Source organism: Vibrio astriarenae (genome assembly GCF_010587385.1).
Lineage (GTDB): Bacteria > Pseudomonadota > Gammaproteobacteria > Enterobacterales > Vibrionaceae > Vibrio > Vibrio astriarenae.
This window is the reverse complement of the sequence record NZ_CP047476.1, coordinates 142,868-164,525: the sequence shown is the minus strand read 5'-3', so window position 1 is coordinate 164,525 and position 21,658 is coordinate 142,868. Positions and strand designations below refer to the sequence as shown.

Below are 21,658 nucleotides of genomic sequence, written 5' to 3'. Positions count from 1 at the left end.
CAGGTAAAATAAGGCTAGATTAGTGGTTTAAGTCGTATATGGAGCAAGGGTATGCTCAGCCAAAAGTCATGGAAAACTCCGCACAATTTCCTCATCATCGTCTCAATTATCGTCCCCATCGCTTTCTCCAGTTGGATGGCCTTGCTGAACAACTTTGTTATTGAAAAGGCAAACTTCGATGGATCGGACATCGGCATTCTACAAAGCGTTCGCGAAATCCCTGGTTTTCTCGCCTTCACCGCCATATTTTTATTAGCTTTTATCCGAGAGCAGCGTTTTATGTTGCTGTCACTGGCCATGTTAACCCTTGGTGTCGCATTGACCGGGTTCTTCCCTAGCTTTCTAGGGCTGATGCTAACCACACTTCTGATGTCTGTTGGGTTCCATTACTTCGAAACCCTCAAACAATCGCTTTCTTTACAATGGCTTGATAAAGATGAAGCACCTGAGATGTTGGGTAAGCTCATCTCTGTTGGAGCTTTAGCCTCCCTTTTCACCTACGGTATTTTATGGCTGTGTTTAGAGCAGTTTCAGCTCGACTATAAGTGGGTTTACCTGTTGTTTGGTGGTGTCGGTTTTGTTCTATTGGTATGGATTGCGTTTGCCTTCCCGATGTTTGAGTCCCATACGCAACAAACCACCAAATTGGTGCTTCGCAAACGCTATTGGCTCTACTATGCTCTGACATTTATGAGTGGTGCTCGACGTCAAATATTTACCGTCTTTGCCGGTTTCTTGTTAGTAGAAAAATTTGGCTACTCTGCTGCGGACATCACACTGCTTTTTCTATTGAACTACCTATTTAACTTTCTCTTCGCAAAGAGAATTGGTCGATTTATAGGACAAGTAGGAGAGAGAAAAGCACTGATATTTGAGTACGTCGGCTTAATCGGCGTGTTTGTGGGGTATGCGTTTGTTGAGAGCTCAGAATGGGCCGCAGCTCTTTATATTATCGACCACCTGTTCTTTGCCCTTGCACTGGCCATCAAAACTTACTTCCAGAAGATAGCAGATCCTGCCGATATGGCCTCTACCGCTGGCGTGAGTTTTACTATCAATCACATCGCCGCTGTCGTCATTCCTGCGGCGTTCGGCATTATCTGGCTTACATCCCCCTCGTTTGTCTTTCTTGCTGGTGCGGTAATGGCAGGCATGTCATTGGTCCTATCATTTAATATCCCAGCAAAACCAAGTGAGAACAATGAGGTGAATGTATTGAGCTGGAGATAAGCTTAAACGCTTTAAATTAGAGCAGCTTCCATCACGGTTGCTGCTCTGCACTCCTTAATCTTCCACCATCGTTTCGTTCAACAAGCCAGCATAGACACCGTTTTGGTTTAACAGCTCATTGTGATTGCCTCGCTCGACCACTTCCCCTTGTTCCAGCACTAAGATCAAATCAGAGTGGCGGACAGTACTCAAACGGTGTGCGATGGCGATTACTGTCTTCTCTTTGAACAAACGCTGCATGGCTTTTTGAATCAAGTCTTCAGTAATCGAGTCCACCGAACTGGTTGCTTCATCTAACATCATCACTTGGCCGCCCTGTGCCACCGAGCGAGCAAAGGAAATAAGCTGGGTTTGCCCCACTGATAAGTTTGCGCCATTTTTATCCAGCTTGAAGTCATAGCCACCGGCTAACTGCTCAATAAAACGGTTGGCGTAAACATAACGCGCTGCCTCTTCAACGTCCTGTTCAGAAACAGCCTCTTTACCAAGTGCAATATTGAAGTTAATTGTCTCTTCAAATAGATGCACGTCCTGCATCATTAGAGAAAACAGATGACTGCAATCCTCAACCGAAATCTCAGACAACTCAATACCATTGAGTAGAATGCTACCCTCGTAGTCTTGATAGGTTTTCGATATCAAACGTAAAATGGTCGACTTCCCTGAACCGGTGGAGCCCACCAGAGCGACTTGGTGCCCTTTACTGAGGGTAAAGGAGACATTTTTAAGAACGTATGGCGAACCTTCTTTGTAGCGGAAACTGACATTCTTAAACTCAAGGCTTTCAAACGTGGTGAGTGGCTTACTGACCTGTTTGCTGTCCCGAAGTTTACGCCCCTCTTCTTCTGTCGGCTGGGTAAACAGCTCTTCGATATGGTCAAATGCCGCAAAAGAGCTCTGTATCGAGGCGATCTGAGAAGTAAAGTCTCGAATCGGCACAAACACTTTTTCCAGTGTATTAATGAACGCGATAAGCACCCCCAGAGTCAATGCCCCTTCAAGGACTTGCTCTGAGCCATACCATATCATCAAGGCGATCGTGATAGAGGTGATACCTGAAATAAATGAAAACAAGATAGCGTCGTATTTATTGACCTTCTTCTGCGCTCTCAAGAACTCATTGGTGAAGCCTTGGTACTTATTTTCCACTTGTGACTCAGCACGATAAAACTGTACGGTCTTCATACCCAATAGCGCTTCTTGCAAGTAGCCGACACCTCTAGCAAGGGCTGAACGTGTGATTAAGTGCAGTTCTCTCAAGCGATTTCGCACATACACCGTCAAGTACATCACCGGTGGCATGATAAACAACACGATCAACGTCAGCTTCCAATCGATAAAGAGCATCATGGTAATTAGCGCGATGGTATTGAGGGTATCTTTCACAAGCCCAACTATCGACTGTACGAATGACTCACCAATGGTTTCTAGGTCACTCGTAAGTCGCGACAGTGTCACGCCAATGGGGCGGCTATCGAAATAGCTGCGAGGCAGCTTCAATACCCGCGCAAACAAGACACTACGCATATCGGTAATCGTGTATTGGCCTGTTTTTCTCAAACAGTATGAATAGGCGGAGTCCACAATGTAACTTGCGACCAGCACCAGCGATAGATAAAAAACGTACAACAACAAGCCATCAATATTGCGTTGGCTGAGCTGCACATCGATGACTTGAATGATCAACCAAGGAAATAGCAGGCTCGTTGCGATGGATAGCGGCAGCATGGCAATACCGATATACGCGGTGCGTTTGTACTTACGAGCAAACTGAAAGAAGTGCTTAAGGTATTGAACATCGATCCCTTTTAACATCACTCTGCCTCCGGTTGGTTCTGTTGCAGCTGCCATGTCTCTAGGTAATAAGGGCAGGTTTTAAGCAGTGTTTTGTGATTGCCTTTCGCTATCACTCGCCCTTCATTTAAAACGATAATTTCATCCATATACTCAAGAGCATTGACTCGATGTGACACCACTAATACTGATTGCTGCTCAAGGCGCTCAAACAAGCCTTCTAAAATCTTACGCTCAGTCTCGTAATCCACTGCCGATAAGACGTTATCCATAATGATTAACTGCGCGGGCTCGAGTAGCGCTCTCGCAATACTCAAACGCTGTTTTTGCCCGCCGGAGAGCATCACGCCTTTTTCGCCCACCAGCGTTTGGTCACCATTTTCTAATCGATTGACGTCATCAAACAGCTGAGCCAGCTTCAATACCTCTTCAACCTGGTCTCTGCTGATGTTTGAAGCTTTGCTACCAAAACGTACGTTGTCTTCAACGGTAGCGGAAAAAAGATAAGGGTCTTGAGTAATGGTCTTCACGTAGCGCCGCAAGTCGCTGCGAGATAGGTTAGCGATATCGGTATCACCTAAGAAAATGTGCCCTTCAGGGATATCTAGGTGGTGATTCAAGCAGTTAACTAACGTCGTTTTTCCTGCGCCGATACTGCCCAGTACCCCCACCTTTTTGCCTGCCGGTATATCAAAGCTAATGTCATCGAGTACTTTGCGCTCTTCCCCTTGATATTGAAAGCTCAGGTTTCTTACCGAGATGGACTGTCCTTTCTTTAAGTTATCAAGAACAGAGTCGGCATCCTTTTCCGACAAACGCAGATCATCACTGGAAGGGACAGTCGCATTGAGAATCGTTTGTGCACTGTCTAACCCCACCATACCGCGCTGGAAGATCGTAGCGATTCGCCCCAACCCCATCAAAGGCATGGCTAACAGAACAGAATAAGTCAGAAACGCGGTGATCTCGCCTAGGGTGAGCTCTTGATTCATCAACATGTAACCACCCAAACCAAGGATGAGGATTTTCATTACGTTGTTGCCGTAATCTAACACAGGCATAAAAAACACCTGGATTCGGGTAATCTTCATTCGACAAGTCAGCAGTGCCTGATTAAGTTTCTCTACTTCGGATCTCACCCAAGGGGACATCTGTTGGCTTTTGATCAGATCTATCCCTGATAAGTAACTCATCAGTTGAGCTGATAGGTCTTGCAACCTTTGCATGTGCTCCATGTGTAGCGACTTCATTCGCTTAAAACCGATACGGAAGATCACAAATGCAATAGCGATAGGAATGATAGAGTACATGGTTAACTCTGGGGAGATACGCCACATCCAAAGAGGGGTAAGCGAAAGCGCCAGCAGTGCATTAAAAAACTGGAGAAAGCCAACGCCAAACATCAAGCGTACACCTGTTAAGTCATTGTTGATTATTGAAATAAGTCGGCCTGAAGCAAAACGTTGATGGAAACTGTTCGGTAAGCGATTGAGTTTTTGCAGCAGCGTATTCTTGAGCGCAGCCTCCGTTATTCGACCAGGGTTCAACGCATAAATCCTAGACCAAATGCGTACCACAATCATGGCGACAGACATGGCAACCACCATCCCTACATAGCTTTTAAGCTGATTGTGCCCTTGGGTAGAGCCATCCTCGATTAAGTCGATAGCCAACTGGATGTAACGGGGGATTTCAACTTGAAGCCAGTTAACGAGAAAGATAAAGACAATCGCAAGCAAATACGACTTACGATTCAGATGAAGATATTGGAAGATCAGCTGTTTTTTTGTCATTTAGGCCGTCAATGATTCGTGTTCTTATTCGTACTAAGGCGCGCACTTTACCACAGCGCCCATTAATGTGTTGAAATTAATCACTTAAGGTTAACTCATCAATTTCAAGAGCGCGAAAAGTAATCATAGACAAAATCAATAAAGGCTCGGATCCGTTTTGGCTGGAATTTATCTCTGTGGTAGATAATAGAAAAATCGACGCTAGGGACCACCCAGTCATCAAATACTTCAACTAACTTCCCCTGTTCTACTTCTTGAGTGCAATAGACACTCGGAACGCGAATAATCCCATTGCCATTGAGTGCGCCTCTCACTAAAACTCGACCATTTTTACATTGAAGCTGACCAGAGACATTCATGTCATAGTGCTGGCCTTCTGTTCGATGGTGCCAACTCCATCGCTTCACCGACCCTGTCAAACAGTGATGATTCACGAGCTCTTTCGGGTGAGAAGGACGGCCATAAGACTGAAGATAACCTGTGCTAGCTAACGTACTCATCTCCACATCCATGATCTTTCGTGCAATAAACCCCGCATCATCTAGTTTCCCCATACGAAAAGCGACATCAAAATACTCTTCAATAAGATCGACTCGATGGCTGCTGAAGTCTAAGTTTACTGAAACTTCACGGTGCTGCTTCATAAATTGCGACGCGATTTCAGCCACCACATCTTCACCTAAGTACCCACCAACACAGTTGACTCGAATCTCACCCCGAACAATTTCAACTTCATCTACGGCTGATAACAAGGCTTGGTCAATATCATGCAATGCCTTATCACACTGTTGGAAAAAAGTGTCCCCGGCGTCTGTTAGCCGAAGGGTTCGAGTCGTGCGAATAAACAGGGTGACCCCCATTTGCTTCTCAAGGTTGCTGATCTGGCGAGAGACATGTGACCGGGAAACGCCCAGTGTTTCAGCTGCCTTAGTAAAATTTCCTTTTTGTGCAATCAAAACGAACGAGCGCACATCGGCGAGATTCACTTGGTCTAACATCTGTTAAGGCTTCTTCTATAAGTAACACTTCTACATTGTTGCACCTGTGCAACAGTGTTTCAATCAAAGTGATATATATCAACAAAGTGAAGCTAACTAAACTACTCCCCATCGCAGCACTAACCCGCTGTCCCTAACACTGAGGAAGTAAACAATGAAAAAACTAATCGTAATTACTGGTGCAAGCTCTGGTATTGGTGAAGCTATCGCTCGTCGTCTAAGCGATGCTGGCCACCCTCTTTTATTGCTTGCTCGTCGTGTCGATCGTCTTGAAGCATTGAACCTACCAAATACACTATGTGAAAAAGTAGACGTGACAGACAAGGCCTCTTTTGAAGCTGCGATTGAAAAAGCAGAAGCGAAGTTTGGCCCAGTGGATGGCTTGGTAAACAACGCAGGCTGTATGCTGCTTGGTCAAATTGACACACAAGATGCTTCAGAGTGGAAACGTATGTTTGATGTCAACGTACTCGGTCTGTTGAATGGTATGCAATCTGTGTTGACGCCAATGATCAACAACAATAGCGGTACCATTATCAACATCAGCTCAATCGCAGGTAAAAAGACGTTCCCTAACCACGCTGCGTACTGTGGTACTAAATTTGCGGTTCATGCGATCTCTGAAAACGTGCGTGAAGAAGTCGCGGCTGCCAATGTGCGCGTAACCACTATCGCGCCAGGAGCGGTTGAGACAGAGTTGCTATCGCACACCTCTTCTCAAGATATCAAAGATGGCTACGATAGCTGGAAAGAAGAGATGGGCGGCGTACTCGCTGCTGATGATATCGCACGTGCAGTGGAGTTTGCATACAACCAGCCACAAAATGTTTGCGTTCGTGAGATTGCACTTGCACCAACCAAGCAACAACCATAACAGCTAGATTTATGAAAATGAACGGGGCCGCTTGAATGCTTATCAAGCAATCTAAAGCAGCCCCCCTCTGTCATGTTACAATAAGCAACAACCACTAGTAGCAATTATTCTATTGTATGACTAAAAACCACTCCCTTCCCGTGCGCTAGCAATCACCAACTTTATCAAAACTCATGGTCAAACAGGTGAATTGTCTGATGATGCCAAGTGCTAAACTTTGATGAAACAAACGTTCACATACCAGCCAATCTACATCTAGGTAGTTACATTTCTCCCTTTTTGTATGACAAAACTGAGATCCAAGTAGAATTTCCTGACAATCAATCATTGCGTATTGCAGCTCATGAGTATATGCTTACGTCACATCTCAATAATCATACAATATGCATTTTAGGAGTCTGAAATGACTAAACCTGTAATTGGTTTCATCGGTCTTGGCCTTATGGGCGGCAACATGGTTGAGAACCTACAAAACCGTGGCTACGAAGTTAACGTAATGGATCTTAACAAAGATGCAGTTGCAGCTGTTCTAGCTCGCGGCAACGCATCTGAAGCTGCTTCTGGTAAAGAACTAGCTGAGAAAAGTGACATCGTTATGCTATGTCTAACAACTTCTGAAGTTGTTGAGAAAGTAGTATACGGCGAAACTGGTATCCTAGCGGGTATGTCTGAAGGCAAAACTCTAATCGACTTCGGTACTTCTATCCCAGCTTCTACTAAGAAGATCGGTGCTGACCTAGCTGCTATCGGCGCAGGTATGATCGACGCTCCTCTAGGTCGTACTCCAGCTCACGCTAAAGATGGTCTACTAAACATCATGGCTGCTGGCGACATGGAAACTTTCAACAAAGTTAAGCCAGTTCTTGACGAGCAAGGCGAAAACGTATTCCACCTAGGTGCTCTAGGTTCTGGTCACGTTACTAAGCTAGTTAACAACTTCATGGGTATGACTACTGTTGCTACTATGTCTCAAGCTTTCGCTGTAGCTAAGCTAGCAGGCGTAGACGGTCAGCAACTATTTGACATCATGTCAGCGGGTCCATCTAACTCTCCATTCATGCAGTTCTGTAAGTTCTACGCTGTAGATGGCGAAGAGAAACTAGGCTTCTCTGTTGCTAACGCAAACAAAGACCTTGGCTACTTCCTTGCTCTATGTGAAGAGCTAGGTACTGAGTCTCTAATCGCTCAAGGTACTTCTACAAGCCTACAAGCTGCTGTAGACGCTGGTCTAGGTCAAAACGACGTACCAGTAATCTTCGACTACTTCACTGGTCTAAAGAAGTAATTCGATAAAAAAATCGCTTATAGGTGATTTAAGCACCTAGTCGATTTGAAGGGTCAACGAAAGTTGGCCCTTTTTGCTTTATGAGCAGGTGGTTTTAGACCGTTAACTACTTAAACATTTCAACCTCATCCAGCCCATCACCAAAACCGTTTTTAGTCAGCTTCATCGGTTTCAACGAAATACTTTGGGCAATTAGATCGAAATACTTCAAGCAATACTGCCTTATACTCTGCGGTATAGGTTCTAGATTTCATCACTTCTTATTACTTAGTTATTGAAGGTACAGCTTCAGAATCAAAAAAAAGCCGATACTTACTATGGTTGTAAATAGGACATTATTGGTCACTCTCGCCAGCACTATGGCGAATACAGCCCCGAGAAGATACGGCCAATTATCCTCAAACACCAGCTCACCATGGGGCATAAAAACAATAGGCCCCCATATTGCAGTTAAGACCGCGGGGCTTGCGTAACTTAAAAAGCGTTGTGCACGACTGCTCAGTCTGAGGGGTACGCTCGGTTCTAAAAACAAGTATCGACTGGCAAAAACAATCAAAGTAAGCAGAATGATCAACAGATATATCATGACTTGAACCACCCTTCTGCAAAATAGCCAACGCTCATACCGATCAGACTCGCGATCACAAGACCGCTCTCTATACCGAGATAGGACAATACAACTGAACTCACGAGTCCCGATAACGCTGCCAGCAGTACTGGCCAAGATTTTATATTGGGTACCACGATAGCAATAAAGGTCGCTGCAATCGCAAACTCCAGCCCGTAATGTTGTAAATCTGGTATTTGTGCTCCCACAACAATGCCGACAAAGGTCGCAAAGTTCCAGATCAAGTAGAAAGAGAAGCCCGCGCCCAGTGCATACCAAGGGTCAAAATGGTTAGGCTTGTGATGACCACAAAGTGCAAACAATTCGTCCGTCAGAAGAAATCCAAGGCAAACACGCCACCTCATGGGTAAATGTGAAATATGGCTACGCATCGATAGCCCATAAAGGAAGTGACGAGAGGTGATGAAAAAAATAGTCACGACCATCGTCATCACACTGGCACCCGCTTTGATCATTCCCATGGCGACTAACTGAGCAGCTCCGGCAAACAATATGGCGCTCATCGCTTGCCCTTCCAATGGTGTCAACCCTGAGTCAATGGCGAATGAACCTGCCAAAAAGCCCCATGGAACCACTGCGAGACTCAAGGGCATCATTGCAATTGTTCCCTTGAGCAGCGAGCGTGCTTTATTCACTTCCTTGTCCATTTTACCTACATTATGTATTAGTTCTGTCCGCTAAACTATGCCAATAGCTGCCGAGATTCAAGATTTCGCCGCATAGCAATAATTTAGACAAACGTCTCTAAATCAATCTTGTAGCGCTGCAGTACCTCTTGCATCTGCAGTTTTTTCTGCCCTGCGGCGACAGCCATGACCTTGGCTGTGACATCAGATATCTCACCCTTGGTAATCCCTGCCTTTTTAGCCTGCTTGAGGTAATAGTGGGTGCACGGCAAGCAGTTCATGGCCATTGCGGCCGATAGGCCGACCAATAATTCAGTCTTGCTGTCTAGGTGTTCGTTGTCATGAGTTGAACTATAGAATTGACTATACGCATCCGTGTGTTTTCCTAACATTGCTATCCTTGCCTTGTTTTAACTCTATTAAAATCAAGGCCATCATCACATTAAATCTCGATCCTTGTATTGGCCAAGATCAGAGTTCGTTGACTAATCGCGATCACAAAAAACACAAAACCATGCGATTTGTGTGGGGTTATTCAATTTCACTGCCTATATTGGATTTAAGGGTCAGTTTCACAACACATCACATTTCAACTAATGGCAATATGGGGGACCAACCTATGAGTGACAAATGTGTTTACTGCGGAGCCACAATCAGCACCTCATGCTCATGCTGGAAGGCAAAGTCGATGAGCGACTTCACGGATGATGGTGAAATCGTGTTATGTGAGATTTGCCAAGGCGAAAATGACATGTGCTGCGGACACTGTATTGGTGATAAGCCCAAAGCCCAATTAGAAGAAGCTTGACATCATTCATAGAGACCCCCAGGGAAAGTGGATTTCCTGGGGATGTCGCGTGCCTAGAACTTACCACCATTCACCCATTCATGTTTAGGTGGCACTGGCTCTTGGTTTACCCAGATTTCTTTTATTAATCCCGCTTCTAGCCTAAAGACGTCAAAACGAGCAATCTCTTGATTCCCCTCAAAGACTCGGCTGTACGCCACAACCATGTCACCTTGGCCGATGATTTTGAACACTTGATCGTAACAGCCAATATAGCTCTCAAATGATTTCACATCACTCGCTTGGTGGCTAACAGGGCTCTTTTCTAAGTACTTGTAGAGCTTATCTGACTGGCCTAACACCATCACATCACACAGAAACTCTCTTACTCGCTCTTTGTTATCCTCAGTCCCTTCGCTGGTTGACGGATGGCTAGGACCACTGACTTGGTCAGTCTCAGAGTCTGGTTCGGTATCATAGGCTGCAATCACATCCCAGTGCTCAATGATCTTGTCATTGCTATCTGTATCAAAAAGATCGGTTGTTACCCACTTAGCTTCACCTTTATTGATATCTTGAAAGGCCGAGACAAAAACATACTGACCATCCACCACCGCTCGAACAATTCGGATATCGCGGTCTTTGCAACGCTCTAAGAATGGTTCAAAAAACTCGACAAAACCTTCTATGCCATTTCGTACCCCCGTACTGTGCTGCGTATACCGGCGTCCGGTATATTTGGTAACCGCTTCACGTGCAAACCCATCCCTTATCCCTTCCATATAAAGATTGGTGGCATTTTCTAATTTCTGACTCATCGCACTCTCCTAAGCACACTTATATCCCAGTAAGCCTAGTCGATGGTCTCGTCACTCTCTACCACTCTATTTATGGAAATCTTGAACATCAATAACAAAAATTTATCAAAATAAGAATTTTTAATAATTTTATTAAATTATCATGTCTCCATATACTCTCCTCATCGAAACGGCATCGGGGCACACCTCGAGTCAAACAAAGAAACAAATTCCTAATTCGGAGAGCACAAAATGAAAATGAATCACGTAGGTATTATGGTTGGCGATATGGACAAAGCGGTTGAGTTTTATACTAAAGCGCTAGGTCTAAGAGTCGTAATGAACAACACAAAAGTCATTGAAGAACGTGAGTCTGCTATCGGCAGAATGTGTATCGCAGTATTTGGTGAAGGCTTTAAAGGCTTCAATATTGCTCACCTAGTGACGTCTGACGGTATCGGTGTTGAGCTTTTCGAAATGAAAGAGCGTCAAGAGCGCCACGAAGTAGACTTCTCTCGTCTTGGCATCTTCCACTTCTGTTTACAACTACCTAAAGAGCAGTTTGAATCAGCAATCAAACGTGTTGAAGAGTTTGGTGGCAAGGTTCGTATGGACATCATGCGTTACCACCCAGAAGATGATTCTAAGCAAGCGCAAATGGTTTACCTAGAAGACCCGTTTGGTAACTTGTTCGAATTTTACTCGCACACTTACGAAGATACTTACGCATCTGACTACGAATAATCAACGTAAGTCCTTAACTGAAAAAGAGGTTGCTCATAAGCAACCTCTTTTCTTTTATATCAATAATTAAGCCTGTTCTTTTTGCAGCTGCTCTAGCTGGCCAATCGTTGTTTCAGCCACGAGCTCATCATCCATGTAATATCTCACCTCTTCACCATCACGAACACCGATTAGCGTTGCCGTGTCACCATTGTGGTAAGTGATATCCATTTGGACCGTATTCTCATCGATTTGTACCATTTCTCCGGTTTCGATGGTTCGAGTGTTAGAAAGATCCACTGGTGCTTCAGTTAGAGAAGGATCAAGGTCATCATTGACTTTGATCTTGGTATCAACCTTTGAGTCAAAAATGTGCGGATTGCCGTTAAGTGGGTTGGTGCCTGTCCAAAATTCTAGAGAGTTAAACACGACGTAATCAGCAGCAGTTGTAATACCGTACACTGGCGCGAGTAGCAAGTTCACACCTGCTCGCGCGTAACGGTTATCCACCACTTCAACGTTAAACTCCATCAGTTTACCAGTGACCGCGTTACTTCCCACACAACCAGTCAAAGCGATAGCCATTAATGAAAGTGCTGCTGTCTTTTTTAGAACGTTTTGCATTGTATTTCCCATAGAGAGTCATTGTTTAGATACCGCTATTATGGGAATAACGAACCTGAAAGCTTACCATTTGGCGCCAAGGTAACACAAAAGCTAGTCAACTAACTGAATACCGAGTGTTTCAAGTAGGTTTAGCGCTTCTAAACGAGAGAACTGCGCACCGCTGAGTTGATTGTCTAGCACACTCATTGAAAAACTGTGGGAGTCCGTGAGATCAGCATCCGTCAGATTCGTACGCATGAACAGCGCATCTCGAAGATCGCAATCTAAGATTTTTGACTGAGAAAAATCTGATTCTCTAAAATCGACATCGACCAAGCTGGTTTGCTCAAACTTCACTTCTTGCAGAGTGAGCCCATAAAATGAGCAGCCTCTCATGTTGCATTGAATAAAACGTAACTCTGGATCGACTCGGTAAGTTGGCCAATCTGCTTTGGTCCAATCAACACCCACCAGCTTGCTTTCTCGGAATTCGACGTTCAACCATTGTGAGTAAGTGAACTCGGCCAGACTGAGGTTACAGTTGTGAAAATCACAATCAACAAAGCGACATCGGCTAAACACAGCATCAGAGAAGTCACAATCAATAAACTCACACTCTTCAAACACTGCTTTCTCCAGCTTCTCTCCCTTGAAGGCTAGCTTTTTAAACTGTTGATCATAATATTCTTCACTATCGCTCAAGTGAGTCATCACTTACTCCGCTTCTTAAATTATTGATTGGGGCGACTAGTCCAATTCCATCGTCATGAAGCAACTGAACGGATCGGGTTTATAGTCAGCAAAGGGCGCACACGGTGCAAACCCCGACTTCTCATAGAATGTGCGCGCTGGCTTGAAATAGTTCTCTGATCCCGTCTCTAAGCTTACTTTCTTTACACCGCGCTGCTTAGCAACATCAATGGCATGTTTAAGTAACTTAGAAGCCACGCCTGAATTCCTGAATTGCTTAACGGTGCGCATTGACTTGAGTTCAACATGTTGATCAGACAACACCTTAATCGCAACACATCCGGTGAGTTCATCTTTGAGCCAACCACTGAAGAACGTAATCGTGTCCGATTTCAGGGCTGATACATCCAGTGCATGGACACTTTCGGGTGGCGAGACGGCGTACATATCTTGTAAATGCTCTTCTAATAAAGCAATCACAGCACCATCTTGTAAATCATCTACTTTTATCTTCATGAGCACTTCCTTTTACTCCTTTTTATTGGCTGCAAGCCATCAGTTCCTTGGCGTTATAACGCCATGCGCAGCCTCTTTATTTGTCGATCTTGAACGGTTAAAATACCGCAAACTCATTTATTTGGACATACCATGGCAAAACTATCACTTCAGGAGCAAATGCTAAAAGCAGGCTTAGTGAACGAAAAGAAGCTGAAAAAGGCGAAAAAAGGCTCAAAGAAATCACGTGTGCAAGCGCGTGAAGTTAAAGCAGCCGTCGAAGAGCAAAAACGCGAGCAACAAGAGCGTGATAAAGCACTGAGTGAACAACAAAATGCCGAGCGTCTGTCTAAAGAGCTTCGCGCTCAAGTGAAACAGCTTATCCAAATGAACAAGCTTGAACTTGCTGATGGAGAGATCAAATACAACTTCACTGACGGCACGCTCGTCAAGTCACTTTATGTTGACTCTTTAACTCAAGAACAACTAAGTAAAGGTATTCTAGCGATTGTTCGTTTAGATGAAGGTTATGCTGTGATTCCAGGCGTCGTTGCTAACAAAATTTCTGAGCGTGACGCTGAATCTATCATTGATCACAAGACGGCTGCTGATGATGCACCAGACGAAGATGACCCATACGCTGACTTCGTGGTACCTGATGACCTAATGTGGTAATCCATTAAGCAGGGTTACACTGTTGTAGCCCTGCATCTAGTCCTCTCTTTGACATAACACCCACCCTATCTACTCAGACTCACTTTTGTAGCATCAACATTAACTATTATTAATGCTCCATCCATTTCATTTTTAGATGAGCTTGGTATATTGCGCGCCTTTCGTTCCCCACTGACAATTTTCCGTAGACTACAATTTAGTCAATTTCAGAATTATAGAGTGCAACTATGAGCAAAATTACCATCGCGTTTGGGCTATGTCTCGTAGCAACTGTGTTGCTTTGGATGAGTGTCGATACCTTAAGTCCCGATCCTCTCACTCACATTGCGTACAAACAGGCCTTTACTCAATTCACTGGTGTTGTCGCTATTGTCACCATGAGCTTGTGTATGATCACGAGTGTACGATTCTCACCTCTTAACAAGGCATTAGGCGGACTCGATAAAGTGTATCGCCTTCATAAATGGTTTGGCGTAGTTGGCTTTGTCTTTTCTGTTGTTCATTGGCTAGCAAGAGATATTGCCTCAAAGGTGGTACCACTGGTGGATGTCACCAAACGCAGCAAACCTGAGTTTGACCCAGCATCTAACCCGATATTTGCACTGTTTCAACAAAACCGAGAACTTGCAGAAACCGCTGGTGAGTATGGTTTTTATGCCATCGTTATCTTCGTTCTTTTAGCGCTTGCGCGCTTCATTCCCTACCATATTTTTCGCAAAGCGCACAATGTGATTGCACTGATCTTTCTTTCGCTGGTATGCCATTCAGTTGTGCTGACTAAGTTTGATTACTGGATGACACCCTTTGGTGCTATCTATGGTTTGATTATGCTCCTTGGCACTTTAGCGGCGATAATGAGTCTATTCGGGCGCATTGGACAAACCAATAAAGTATCGGGACGTATCTCGCAAATCGTTAAGCATCAAGATATCGATGTTGTGGAAGCAACAGTCGTCGTCGATGAGCGTTGGCAAGGCCATAAATCCGGTCAGTTTGCTTTTCTCACGTCAAAACGCGCTGAAGGTGCTCACCCATATACCATCGCTTCCTCTTGGGACCCGGAGAGTCGTGAACTGACGTTTATTATAAAAGCGCTTGGCGACTGGACTAGCCAGCTTAAAGACTGGTTTAAAATCGACATGCCCGTCACCGTCGAGGGCCCTTATGGGCAATTTGATTTTGAATGCGCACAGCAGCGTCAAGTTTGGGTGGGTGCGGGTATTGGCATCACGCCATTTGTCGCCAAATTAAAAGAGCGTGAGCGGACAGGAGACCAATCACCAGTGGATCTGTTCGTGTGTGCAGCTGAGGTTTCAGAAGAAATCAAACAGAGGCTAAAAACACGCGCAAGCAATGCCAACGTCACTCTACATTGGTATCTGCAATCTGAAGACAAACGTCTTAGTGCGAATGTCATTCTTCAACGAATAGGAAAGCTTGAAGATACCAGCGTATGGTTCTGTGGCCCATCAGCATTTGGTCACAGTTTAAGTAAAGGACTCTTCAAGCTGGGTCTCTCACGCTCCCAATATCATCAAGAGATGTTTAAGTTTCGTTAGCGGATGACAGGGAGTATGCTTTACTCCCTTTTGTTTCATGGAATTGTGAAGGACTAGTGATTTAGCAAATATAAACAATCACTTGTGAGCAATAAGATATTTCACATTGACACTTTGTGCTCCACTAACTCCAATTGAGTTTATGGAGAAACACCTTTGAAACTAGCAAAACACCACGCGCTTGGCGCAACCCTCATTTGCGCTGTAACTCTGTCAGGATGTGGCTCAAGCAGCAACAGCGATGCCACCGTCGTACTTGATGAGTCTTACTATACTGACCTCTATGACTGGAACGAAAGCAAGGGACTCAATAATAGCTTTCTTGGTCGCGGTATCAACATGGGTAATTTCTTTGAGTCCCCTAAGTACGAAGGTGAATGGAATGGTGATCTCACCATTCAAGCCAGTGATTTCGACAATATTGCAAGCCATGGTTTCGCCAGTGTCCGCATCCCTGTTCGTTGGAATGCGCACGCACTAGAAAATGCGCCATTCACGATTGATGCAGCCTTTCTATCTCGTGTTCAGCAAGTCGTTGATGAGGCGATTCAAGAAGATCTGCGGGTGATCATTAATACTCACCACTACAATGAAATGTTCTACAACAAAGGTGAGTTTCAACACCACAGAGTGCGACTCAATGCCATTTGGGATCAACTAGCCACACATTTCCCGTTGGATGAATACCCAGAAGATCAACTTGTGTTTGAGCTACTCAATGAGCCGCATGAAGAGGTTGGTGTCGAGGAATGGAACCTACTTATCGACGACTTGACTCGCCTATTGTGGACAGACAATGCTGATACACAGAACAACACACTGGGCCAACGTAAAATCATGATTGGGACGGCGGATTGGGGTGGCCCATTTAAACTGCCTGACTTGAAGCTGCCACCAGAATCTACACCTGACAACACCATTATAACAGTGCACTTCTATGAACCGTTCAAGTTCACCCATCAAGGTGCTGAGTGGGTTGATGGCGCGAGCAAATGGGCAGGCACGCGTTGGCTCGGCGCCGATGCTGAAAAGCAGACGCTGTACAACTATTTAGATGCTGTATCTGACTGGAATGATGAGCCTGGACGTGGATTTGAAATCAACATTGGTGAGTTTGGTGTTTATAGCAAAATGTCCAAGCCGGAAGATCAAAGAGCATGGACAGCGTTCATCGCCAGAGAGTCAGAAAAACGCAGCTTCAGTTGGCACTACTGGGAGTACAGCTCTGGGTTTGGCGCTTATGACCCATATGCCAAACAGTGGCGACCGGCACTGATTCAGGGTCTTATTCCCAAAGATAAGTAGCCCAAGGACACTCCCCGGCTCTTATAGGACGCATTGATGAAGTCTCGCTAACCAAGCTGTGCTAAGATTCTAGCTCATTTTCTGAAGCATAAAGGAAGCGGGACTTACATGTATCTTGTTCTGTACTGTCACAATATTGGTATGACTGACTTTTCTCACTTTGAAAGCGAAGACTTTGACCAAGACGAAGGCTATACCGTTAGAGGTAAGTGGGCCAATGAACAGGCTTTTCGCGCCTATCTTACAAAAGAGTTTGGCGATATGAACGAGTTTACCGTCATTGACCTTATTGCTCACGGACAAGCCGCAGAAGCATTCACGCAAGAGCAGCTCATGGCACTTGCTGACGACAAGCTTACACTAACAAAGTAGTCACTATTCTTGCCCCTAAAGCCAGCGCCTTACAACCTGACTGTACGCTGTATATTCAGAACCAAAGTGTTGCTTGAGGAAAGCCTCTTCTGGCTTGATTTGAAATTGTATCATGTATAGCCAGAAGATCCCCGCCATGATCACTCCCACGCCATAGGCATGAAACGCAACTGCCGTCGCTATGATCACGATCAGCAATGATAAATACATAGGATTACGAGAGAAGTTAAAAATACCACTGACCACAAGCTGGTTGACGTTATCAAATTCGAGTGGATTCACTGTTGTTTTCAACTTTCTAAATTCAAGCAGTGCGAGAACAGCAATAGCGATCGCAGCCAGCAACAGCAAACTAGCCAATACCCTATCTACCCGCAAAGAAGAAAGCGAATAGTTCGCTGAAAATAAGACGGGCCAAATGCAGAGAGCCGCGACTAACGGAGGTGGAACTTTGTTGTTTAATGCCCTTTGTACTTTTTTCATGCCACTCCCTTTGCCAATAGTGTCATTTCATTGTAGATAGACTTTTTAATCAGGTACCCAGTATCAATCATTCGATAATCAGGTAACATGATCGAACTCTAAATAAGAACATTCAACGTTACACATGCCAAATCAAGCTTCCCCCAAAATGATCGTCATTGCAGCGGTTGCCGCTATCTCTATGGGCACGATCGGCGTTATCTCTCGATTGTCACAACTTGATGCTGCTACTGTCACTTTTTTCCGTCTAGCGATTGGTGGCTGCTTACTATTTCTTCTTATGCTTGTCACCGGTCAAGCAAAGCAGCTAAAGACAAAACCACACCCCCTTGTGCTACTTAACGGAGTCATGCTAGCTGGATTCATGACGTTATTCATTGCCTCCCTCAACTATACCACCATGCTAATTGCAGTCATGGCGCTGTATCTCGCTCCAGCGGTCGCCACCGTTGCTGCGCACTTTTTGCTAGGCGAGAGACTAACGCGTTACTCCATTGCCTCCGTTGTCACCGTTCTGTTCGGATTTTCTCTTGTCATCTATCAGCCTGATTCGTCGTCAACCGTTGAAGCCACATGGCTCGGGTTACTGCTCGCTTTGGGTGGCATGATCTGCTACGCGAGCTTTATTCTCATCAACCGTAAGATCCCAAATCATTACCACGAGTTTGCAAAGTGTAGTTGGCAATTTCTCATTGGCGCCCTTTGCGTGCTCCCCCTCCTTCTCAAGGTAAACTTGAACCTAAGCGCTGAACAATGGGGTTGGATGTTGCTGGTTGGTTTCGTACCGGGCTTTATGGGGATTGTTCTCGCTGTCTACGCGATTAAGCACCTCCCCGCGGCAACATTTAGCACCGTCTCTTACGTTGAGCCTATCTCTGCGGTGCTTCTGGGCTGGTGGGTGTTTTCAGAATCTTTAACACAGATTCAGATTGTTGGATGTGTCATTATTATTGCTGCCAGTGTGGCGCAAGTTATCAAGCCTAAACGTCTAATTAAGGCAGCGTGCAATCAAACTACGACCTAACTTCTCCTCTCTGACTTAAACCTAACGTTGGCTTCATTCTGCACTAGCAAATCACTCCTATAATCATAGGCATAAACACACTATGAACAATGATAAGGAACGCTTAATGAAGCCAATGATCCTACCACTCATCTCTTTACCTCTGTTGTTAGTAGGTTGCCAAGATGCGGATGTCACTCAACCCGAAACACAAGTTGCACAGCCGATTGTTGAAGCCGTGGTAGAAAGCGAGTTAGAGCTTGAGACGGCTGCGATTACAGATGCTGCGCACGGCGCGAGAAACGCACTGGATTGGAATGGCATGTACACAGGCACACTACCTTGCGCTGATTGCATGGGGATTGATGTATCGCTAACGCTGAATCTTGATGGTACCTACGCTCTGACCGAAACATACCGCGGTGATGAAGACAGTACGTTCGACAATGAAGGTACTTTCTCTTGGAATGAGGCTGGAAGTATCGTGAGTTTGGATAACAAGAGCAAGCCAAATGAGTTTTTTGTCGCTGAAGGACGTTTGATTAAGTTGGACATGAATGGCGAGCAAATAACAGGCGCACTCGCTAGCCACTATCACCTAAACAAAAAGTGATATTTGCATAAACTAAAAACTAAGAGGTCATGGCTAAAGCCATGACCATTAAAAAAGCCGCTGAACTCTCGTTCAGCGGCTTTTTAGTCTCTAAGTCAACTCAAGTTATTATGAGTTAGCTAGCTCTTTCTGTGGAGCACGTGACGCGTTCACTAGTAGGATACCTACTGTTAGAACCATCGTACCACATAGGATGAATAGCATACGACCTGTTGGTTCGTTTGGAATCAGAGCCATCGCTAGGATACCAAGACCCGCTGTTGAGATTAGCTTACCAAGCATACCACGTTGTTTAGTATCTAGGTTTTGCTGCTCTTCAGAGTCTGCAACGACAGGTGTGTTCCAGTTTTCGAATAGTTTCTCAACTTCCGCTTCACGCTCTGGTGTACGACCTTTGTAAACTAGCGTTGTTGCTAGGAAGAAGCCACCGGTGAACACAACGTGTGCTGCAAGGCTAAGTGCGACTTTCAAGTCAGACCATTCACGACCTGTTAGCGCTTGTTCCATACCGAACCAGTTCTCGATGTGCTCTGCTTGTAGAGAGATACCGAAGTAGTAAGATACGAAACCACCAACTACTAGTGTTGCCCAACCTGCCCAGTCTGGAGTCTTGCGAACCCACATACCTAGTAGTACAGGAATTAGCATTGGGAAGCCGATTAGGGCACCAACGTTAAGTACGATGTCGAATAGGCTTAGGTGACGTAGTGAGTTAATGAACAGACCGATACCGATGATGATGAAACCCATCATGATAGTCGTTGCCTTACTTACAATCACAAGTTCTTTCTGTGTTGCGTTTGGACGAACAATCGGGCTGTAGAAGTTCATTACGAAGATACCAGCGTTACGGTTAAGACCAGAGTCCATAGAAGACATCGTCGCCGCGAACATTGCTGACATTAGTAGACCAACCATACCTGCTGGCATTACGTTTTGTACGAATGCTAGATAAGCTGCGTCGCCACCTACGCTACCGTATTGGTCAGCGAAGTCTGGCATGAATGCCGCTACGTACCAAGAAGGTAGGAACCAGATTAGTGGACCAACAATCATAAGTACACAAGCTAGGCCTGCTGCTTTACGAGCGTTGTCACTGTCTTTAGCACATAGGTAACGGTAAGCATTGATACTGTTGTTCATTACACCAAACTGCTTGATGAAGATGAACACAACCCAAAGAACAAAGATGCTCATGTAGTTTAGGTTGTTACCAACGAAGAAGTCGCCTTCGAAGTTAGAAACGATGTTGGTTAGACCGCCACCGTGGAAGTAAGCTGCCACTGCACAAGTGATGGTTACTGCCATGATAACTAGCATCTGCATAAAGTCAGAGGCAACAACCGCCCAAGAACCACCTGTTACCGCCATTAGCATTAGAACTAGACCAGTAACAACGATAGTTGCTTCCATTGGGATGTTGAATACAGCAGCTACGAAGATAGCTAGACCGTTCAGCCAAATACCTGCTGAGATCAAGCTGTCTGGCATACCAGCCCAAGTGAAGAACTGTTCTGACGTCTTACCGAAGCGCTGACGAATTGCTTCAATTGCCGTAACAACACGAAGTTGACGGAACTTTGGAGCAAAGTAGATGTAGTTCATGAAGTAGCCAAATGCGTTGGCTAAGAATAGGATTACAACGACGAAACCGTCGCTGAATGCGCGTCCTGCGGCACCTGTAAACGTCCATGCTGAAAATTGCGTCATGAAGGCGGTTGCACCAACCATCCACCATAACATCTTACCGCCCCCACGGAAGTAGTCACTGGTCGATGTTGTGAACTTACGGAACATCCAGCCAATTGCTACTAAGAAGAAGAAGTAGGCAAGAACAACGAGAGTATCAATAGTCATTTTTTCAGCCTTTAAAAGGTTTATGATTTACTGCGGGTAAGATTACTCTTTTCTTAAACCCATTTGTACTACAATAAGCTTTTAATGTGATCTAGAGCAACTGTTTATGAATAAAAAAAACGGCAATAAAACCCAAGTACAACAAGGCGCATAGCTATATTTATTAGATACTTAGAGCCCAAACACACTCAAATTCATTTGATATATTGTATTATTATTTAAATAGAATTAAATCTTCAATTATATTAGGCAGTTAGCTGGTAGGCAGCAGTCTGAGTCTAAAAATTTACGACGCAAGTTTGTTTGGCAATCAAACCGCAGTTACTGACTTATCGATGTCGAACATAAAATCGTCTGTGAGTGTAACTGGGTATAAAGTTCGCCCCTAGAGCTCCATTACCGTCACCTTGCTTCGTTTGTGCCTCACTAAGCTTAGCGCAAAAAAAAACGAGCCGTATATGGCTC

23 protein-coding genes are annotated in these 21,658 nt (G+C 44.9%); 11 read left to right on the top strand and 12 right to left on the bottom strand.

What is annotated here, in order from left to right; translation table 11 throughout:
- The first annotated feature begins 51 nt into the window (after positions 1-51).
- Positions 52-1,230 carry an MFS transporter gene (locus GT360_RS15205; RefSeq protein WP_164649815.1) on the top strand — a complete coding sequence of 393 codons (1,179 nt, stop codon included), beginning with the start codon at positions 52-54 and terminating at the stop codon, positions 1,228-1,230.
- A 54-nt stretch (positions 1,231-1,284) separates the two neighbouring features.
- Here the strand turns inward: GT360_RS15205 and GT360_RS15200 are convergent, their stop codons facing one another.
- From GT360_RS15200 to GT360_RS15190, 3 genes are all read right to left on the bottom strand, one after another.
- Positions 1,285-3,045 (bottom strand): ABC transporter ATP-binding protein, encoded by a 1,761-nt coding sequence (locus tag GT360_RS15200; protein WP_164649814.1) that lies wholly within the window; start codon positions 3,043-3,045, stop codon positions 1,285-1,287.
- Positions 3,045-4,817, bottom strand: a complete 1,773-nt coding sequence (locus tag GT360_RS15195) for an ABC transporter ATP-binding protein (RefSeq protein ID WP_164649813.1) — start codon at positions 4,815-4,817, stop codon at positions 3,045-3,047. The genes GT360_RS15200 and GT360_RS15195 overlap by 1 nt, the downstream gene beginning before the upstream one ends.
- Positions 4,818-4,921: 104 nt before the next feature.
- Positions 4,922-5,815: a LysR family transcriptional regulator gene (locus GT360_RS15190; RefSeq protein ID WP_164649812.1), complete on the bottom strand. Its 894-nt coding sequence runs from the start codon at positions 5,813-5,815 to the stop codon at positions 4,922-4,924.
- Positions 5,816-5,969: 154 nt separating this feature from the next.
- Between GT360_RS15190 and GT360_RS15185 the strand changes: the two genes are divergently transcribed.
- Positions 5,970-6,689 (top strand): SDR family oxidoreductase, encoded by a 720-nt coding sequence (locus GT360_RS15185; RefSeq protein WP_164649811.1) that lies wholly within the window; start codon positions 5,970-5,972, stop codon positions 6,687-6,689.
- Between the two features lie 403 nt (positions 6,690-7,092).
- Positions 7,093-7,974, top strand: coding sequence for an NAD(P)-dependent oxidoreductase (locus GT360_RS15180; protein ID WP_164649810.1), 882 nt, complete (start codon positions 7,093-7,095; stop codon positions 7,972-7,974).
- A gap of 271 nt (positions 7,975-8,245) precedes the next feature.
- Here the strand turns inward: GT360_RS15180 and GT360_RS15175 are convergent, their stop codons facing one another.
- The 3 genes from GT360_RS15175 to GT360_RS15165 all read right to left on the bottom strand — a co-directional run bounded on the left by GT360_RS15175 (position 8,246) and on the right by GT360_RS15165 (position 9,620).
- Positions 8,246-8,560, bottom strand: a complete 315-nt coding sequence (locus GT360_RS15175; protein ID WP_164649809.1) for an AzlD domain-containing protein — start codon at positions 8,558-8,560, stop codon at positions 8,246-8,248.
- The gene (locus tag GT360_RS15170) at positions 8,557-9,249 is read right to left on the bottom strand and encodes an AzlC family ABC transporter permease (protein ID WP_164649808.1); all 693 of its coding nucleotides are present in this window, start codon (positions 9,247-9,249) and stop codon (positions 8,557-8,559) included. Before GT360_RS15170 ends, GT360_RS15175 begins: the two co-directional genes overlap by 4 nt.
- Before the next feature lie 83 nt (positions 9,250-9,332).
- A complete protein-coding gene (locus GT360_RS15165; protein ID WP_164649807.1) occupies positions 9,333-9,620 on the bottom strand; it encodes a carboxymuconolactone decarboxylase family protein in 288 nt (95 codons plus the stop codon).
- Between the two features lie 227 nt (positions 9,621-9,847).
- Between GT360_RS15165 and GT360_RS15160 the strand changes: the two genes are divergently transcribed.
- Complete coding sequence (locus tag GT360_RS15160; RefSeq protein ID WP_164649806.1) at positions 9,848-10,036, top strand: hypothetical protein; 189 nt, start codon at positions 9,848-9,850, stop codon at positions 10,034-10,036.
- 53 nt (positions 10,037-10,089) lie between these two features.
- Here GT360_RS15160 and GT360_RS15155 read toward each other — a convergent pair whose 3' ends face one another.
- The gene (locus GT360_RS15155) at positions 10,090-10,833 is read right to left on the bottom strand and encodes a nuclear transport factor 2 family protein (protein WP_164649805.1); all 744 of its coding nucleotides are present in this window, start codon (positions 10,831-10,833) and stop codon (positions 10,090-10,092) included.
- 231 nt (positions 10,834-11,064) lie between these two features.
- Here GT360_RS15155 and GT360_RS15150 point away from each other — a divergent pair, with 231 nt between their 5' ends.
- A complete protein-coding gene (locus GT360_RS15150) occupies positions 11,065-11,556 on the top strand; it encodes a VOC family protein (protein ID WP_164649804.1) in 492 nt (163 codons plus the stop codon).
- A 66-nt stretch (positions 11,557-11,622) separates the two neighbouring features.
- On the opposite strand, the gene GT360_RS15145 is transcribed toward GT360_RS15150, so the two are convergent.
- The 3 genes from GT360_RS15145 to GT360_RS15135 all read right to left on the bottom strand — a co-directional run bounded on the left by GT360_RS15145 (position 11,623) and on the right by GT360_RS15135 (position 13,347).
- Entirely contained in the window at positions 11,623-12,159 is a 537-nt protein-coding gene (locus tag GT360_RS15145; protein WP_164649803.1) for a DUF3332 domain-containing protein, read from the bottom strand.
- A 93-nt stretch (positions 12,160-12,252) separates the two neighbouring features.
- On the bottom strand, positions 12,253-12,852 hold the full coding sequence (locus tag GT360_RS15140; protein WP_164649802.1) for a pentapeptide repeat-containing protein: 600 nt from the start codon (positions 12,850-12,852) through the stop codon (positions 12,253-12,255).
- 36 nt (positions 12,853-12,888) lie between these two features.
- Complete coding sequence (locus GT360_RS15135) at positions 12,889-13,347, bottom strand: GNAT family N-acetyltransferase (RefSeq protein WP_164649801.1); 459 nt, start codon at positions 13,345-13,347, stop codon at positions 12,889-12,891.
- A gap of 132 nt (positions 13,348-13,479) precedes the next feature.
- Between GT360_RS15135 and GT360_RS15130 the strand changes: the two genes are divergently transcribed.
- The 4 genes from GT360_RS15130 (at position 13,480) to GT360_RS15115 (ending at position 17,237) form a co-directional block, all read left to right on the top strand.
- Positions 13,480-14,001, top strand: a complete 522-nt coding sequence (locus GT360_RS15130; protein WP_164649800.1) for a DUF2058 domain-containing protein — start codon at positions 13,480-13,482, stop codon at positions 13,999-14,001.
- Between the two features lie 227 nt (positions 14,002-14,228).
- Positions 14,229-15,560 carry a ferredoxin reductase family protein gene (locus tag GT360_RS15125; RefSeq protein WP_164649799.1) on the top strand — a complete coding sequence of 444 codons (1,332 nt, stop codon included), beginning with the start codon at positions 14,229-14,231 and terminating at the stop codon, positions 15,558-15,560.
- Positions 15,561-15,716: 156 nt separating this feature from the next.
- On the top strand, positions 15,717-16,865 hold the full coding sequence (locus GT360_RS15120) for a glycoside hydrolase family 5 protein (protein WP_164649798.1): 1,149 nt from the start codon (positions 15,717-15,719) through the stop codon (positions 16,863-16,865).
- A gap of 108 nt (positions 16,866-16,973) precedes the next feature.
- Positions 16,974-17,237 carry a hypothetical protein gene (locus tag GT360_RS15115; protein ID WP_164649797.1) on the top strand — a complete coding sequence of 88 codons (264 nt, stop codon included), beginning with the start codon at positions 16,974-16,976 and terminating at the stop codon, positions 17,235-17,237.
- Positions 17,238-17,252: 15 nt separating this feature from the next.
- Here the strand turns inward: GT360_RS15115 and GT360_RS15110 are convergent, their stop codons facing one another.
- Positions 17,253-17,720, bottom strand: coding sequence for a methyltransferase family protein (locus GT360_RS15110; RefSeq protein ID WP_164649796.1), 468 nt, complete (start codon positions 17,718-17,720; stop codon positions 17,253-17,255).
- Positions 17,721-17,844: 124 nt separating this feature from the next.
- On the opposite strand from GT360_RS15110, the gene GT360_RS15105 reads away from it, so the two are divergent.
- A complete protein-coding gene (locus GT360_RS15105; RefSeq protein ID WP_164649795.1) occupies positions 17,845-18,744 on the top strand; it encodes a DMT family transporter in 900 nt (299 codons plus the stop codon).
- A 106-nt stretch (positions 18,745-18,850) separates the two neighbouring features.
- Positions 18,851-19,336 (top strand): copper resistance protein NlpE, encoded by a 486-nt coding sequence (locus GT360_RS15100; protein ID WP_164649794.1) that lies wholly within the window; start codon positions 18,851-18,853, stop codon positions 19,334-19,336.
- A gap of 108 nt (positions 19,337-19,444) precedes the next feature.
- Here the strand turns inward: GT360_RS15100 and GT360_RS15095 are convergent, their stop codons facing one another.
- Positions 19,445-21,193, bottom strand: coding sequence for a sodium:solute symporter family transporter (locus GT360_RS15095; protein WP_164649793.1), 1,749 nt, complete (start codon positions 21,191-21,193; stop codon positions 19,445-19,447).
- Positions 21,194-21,658 lie beyond the last annotated feature (465 nt).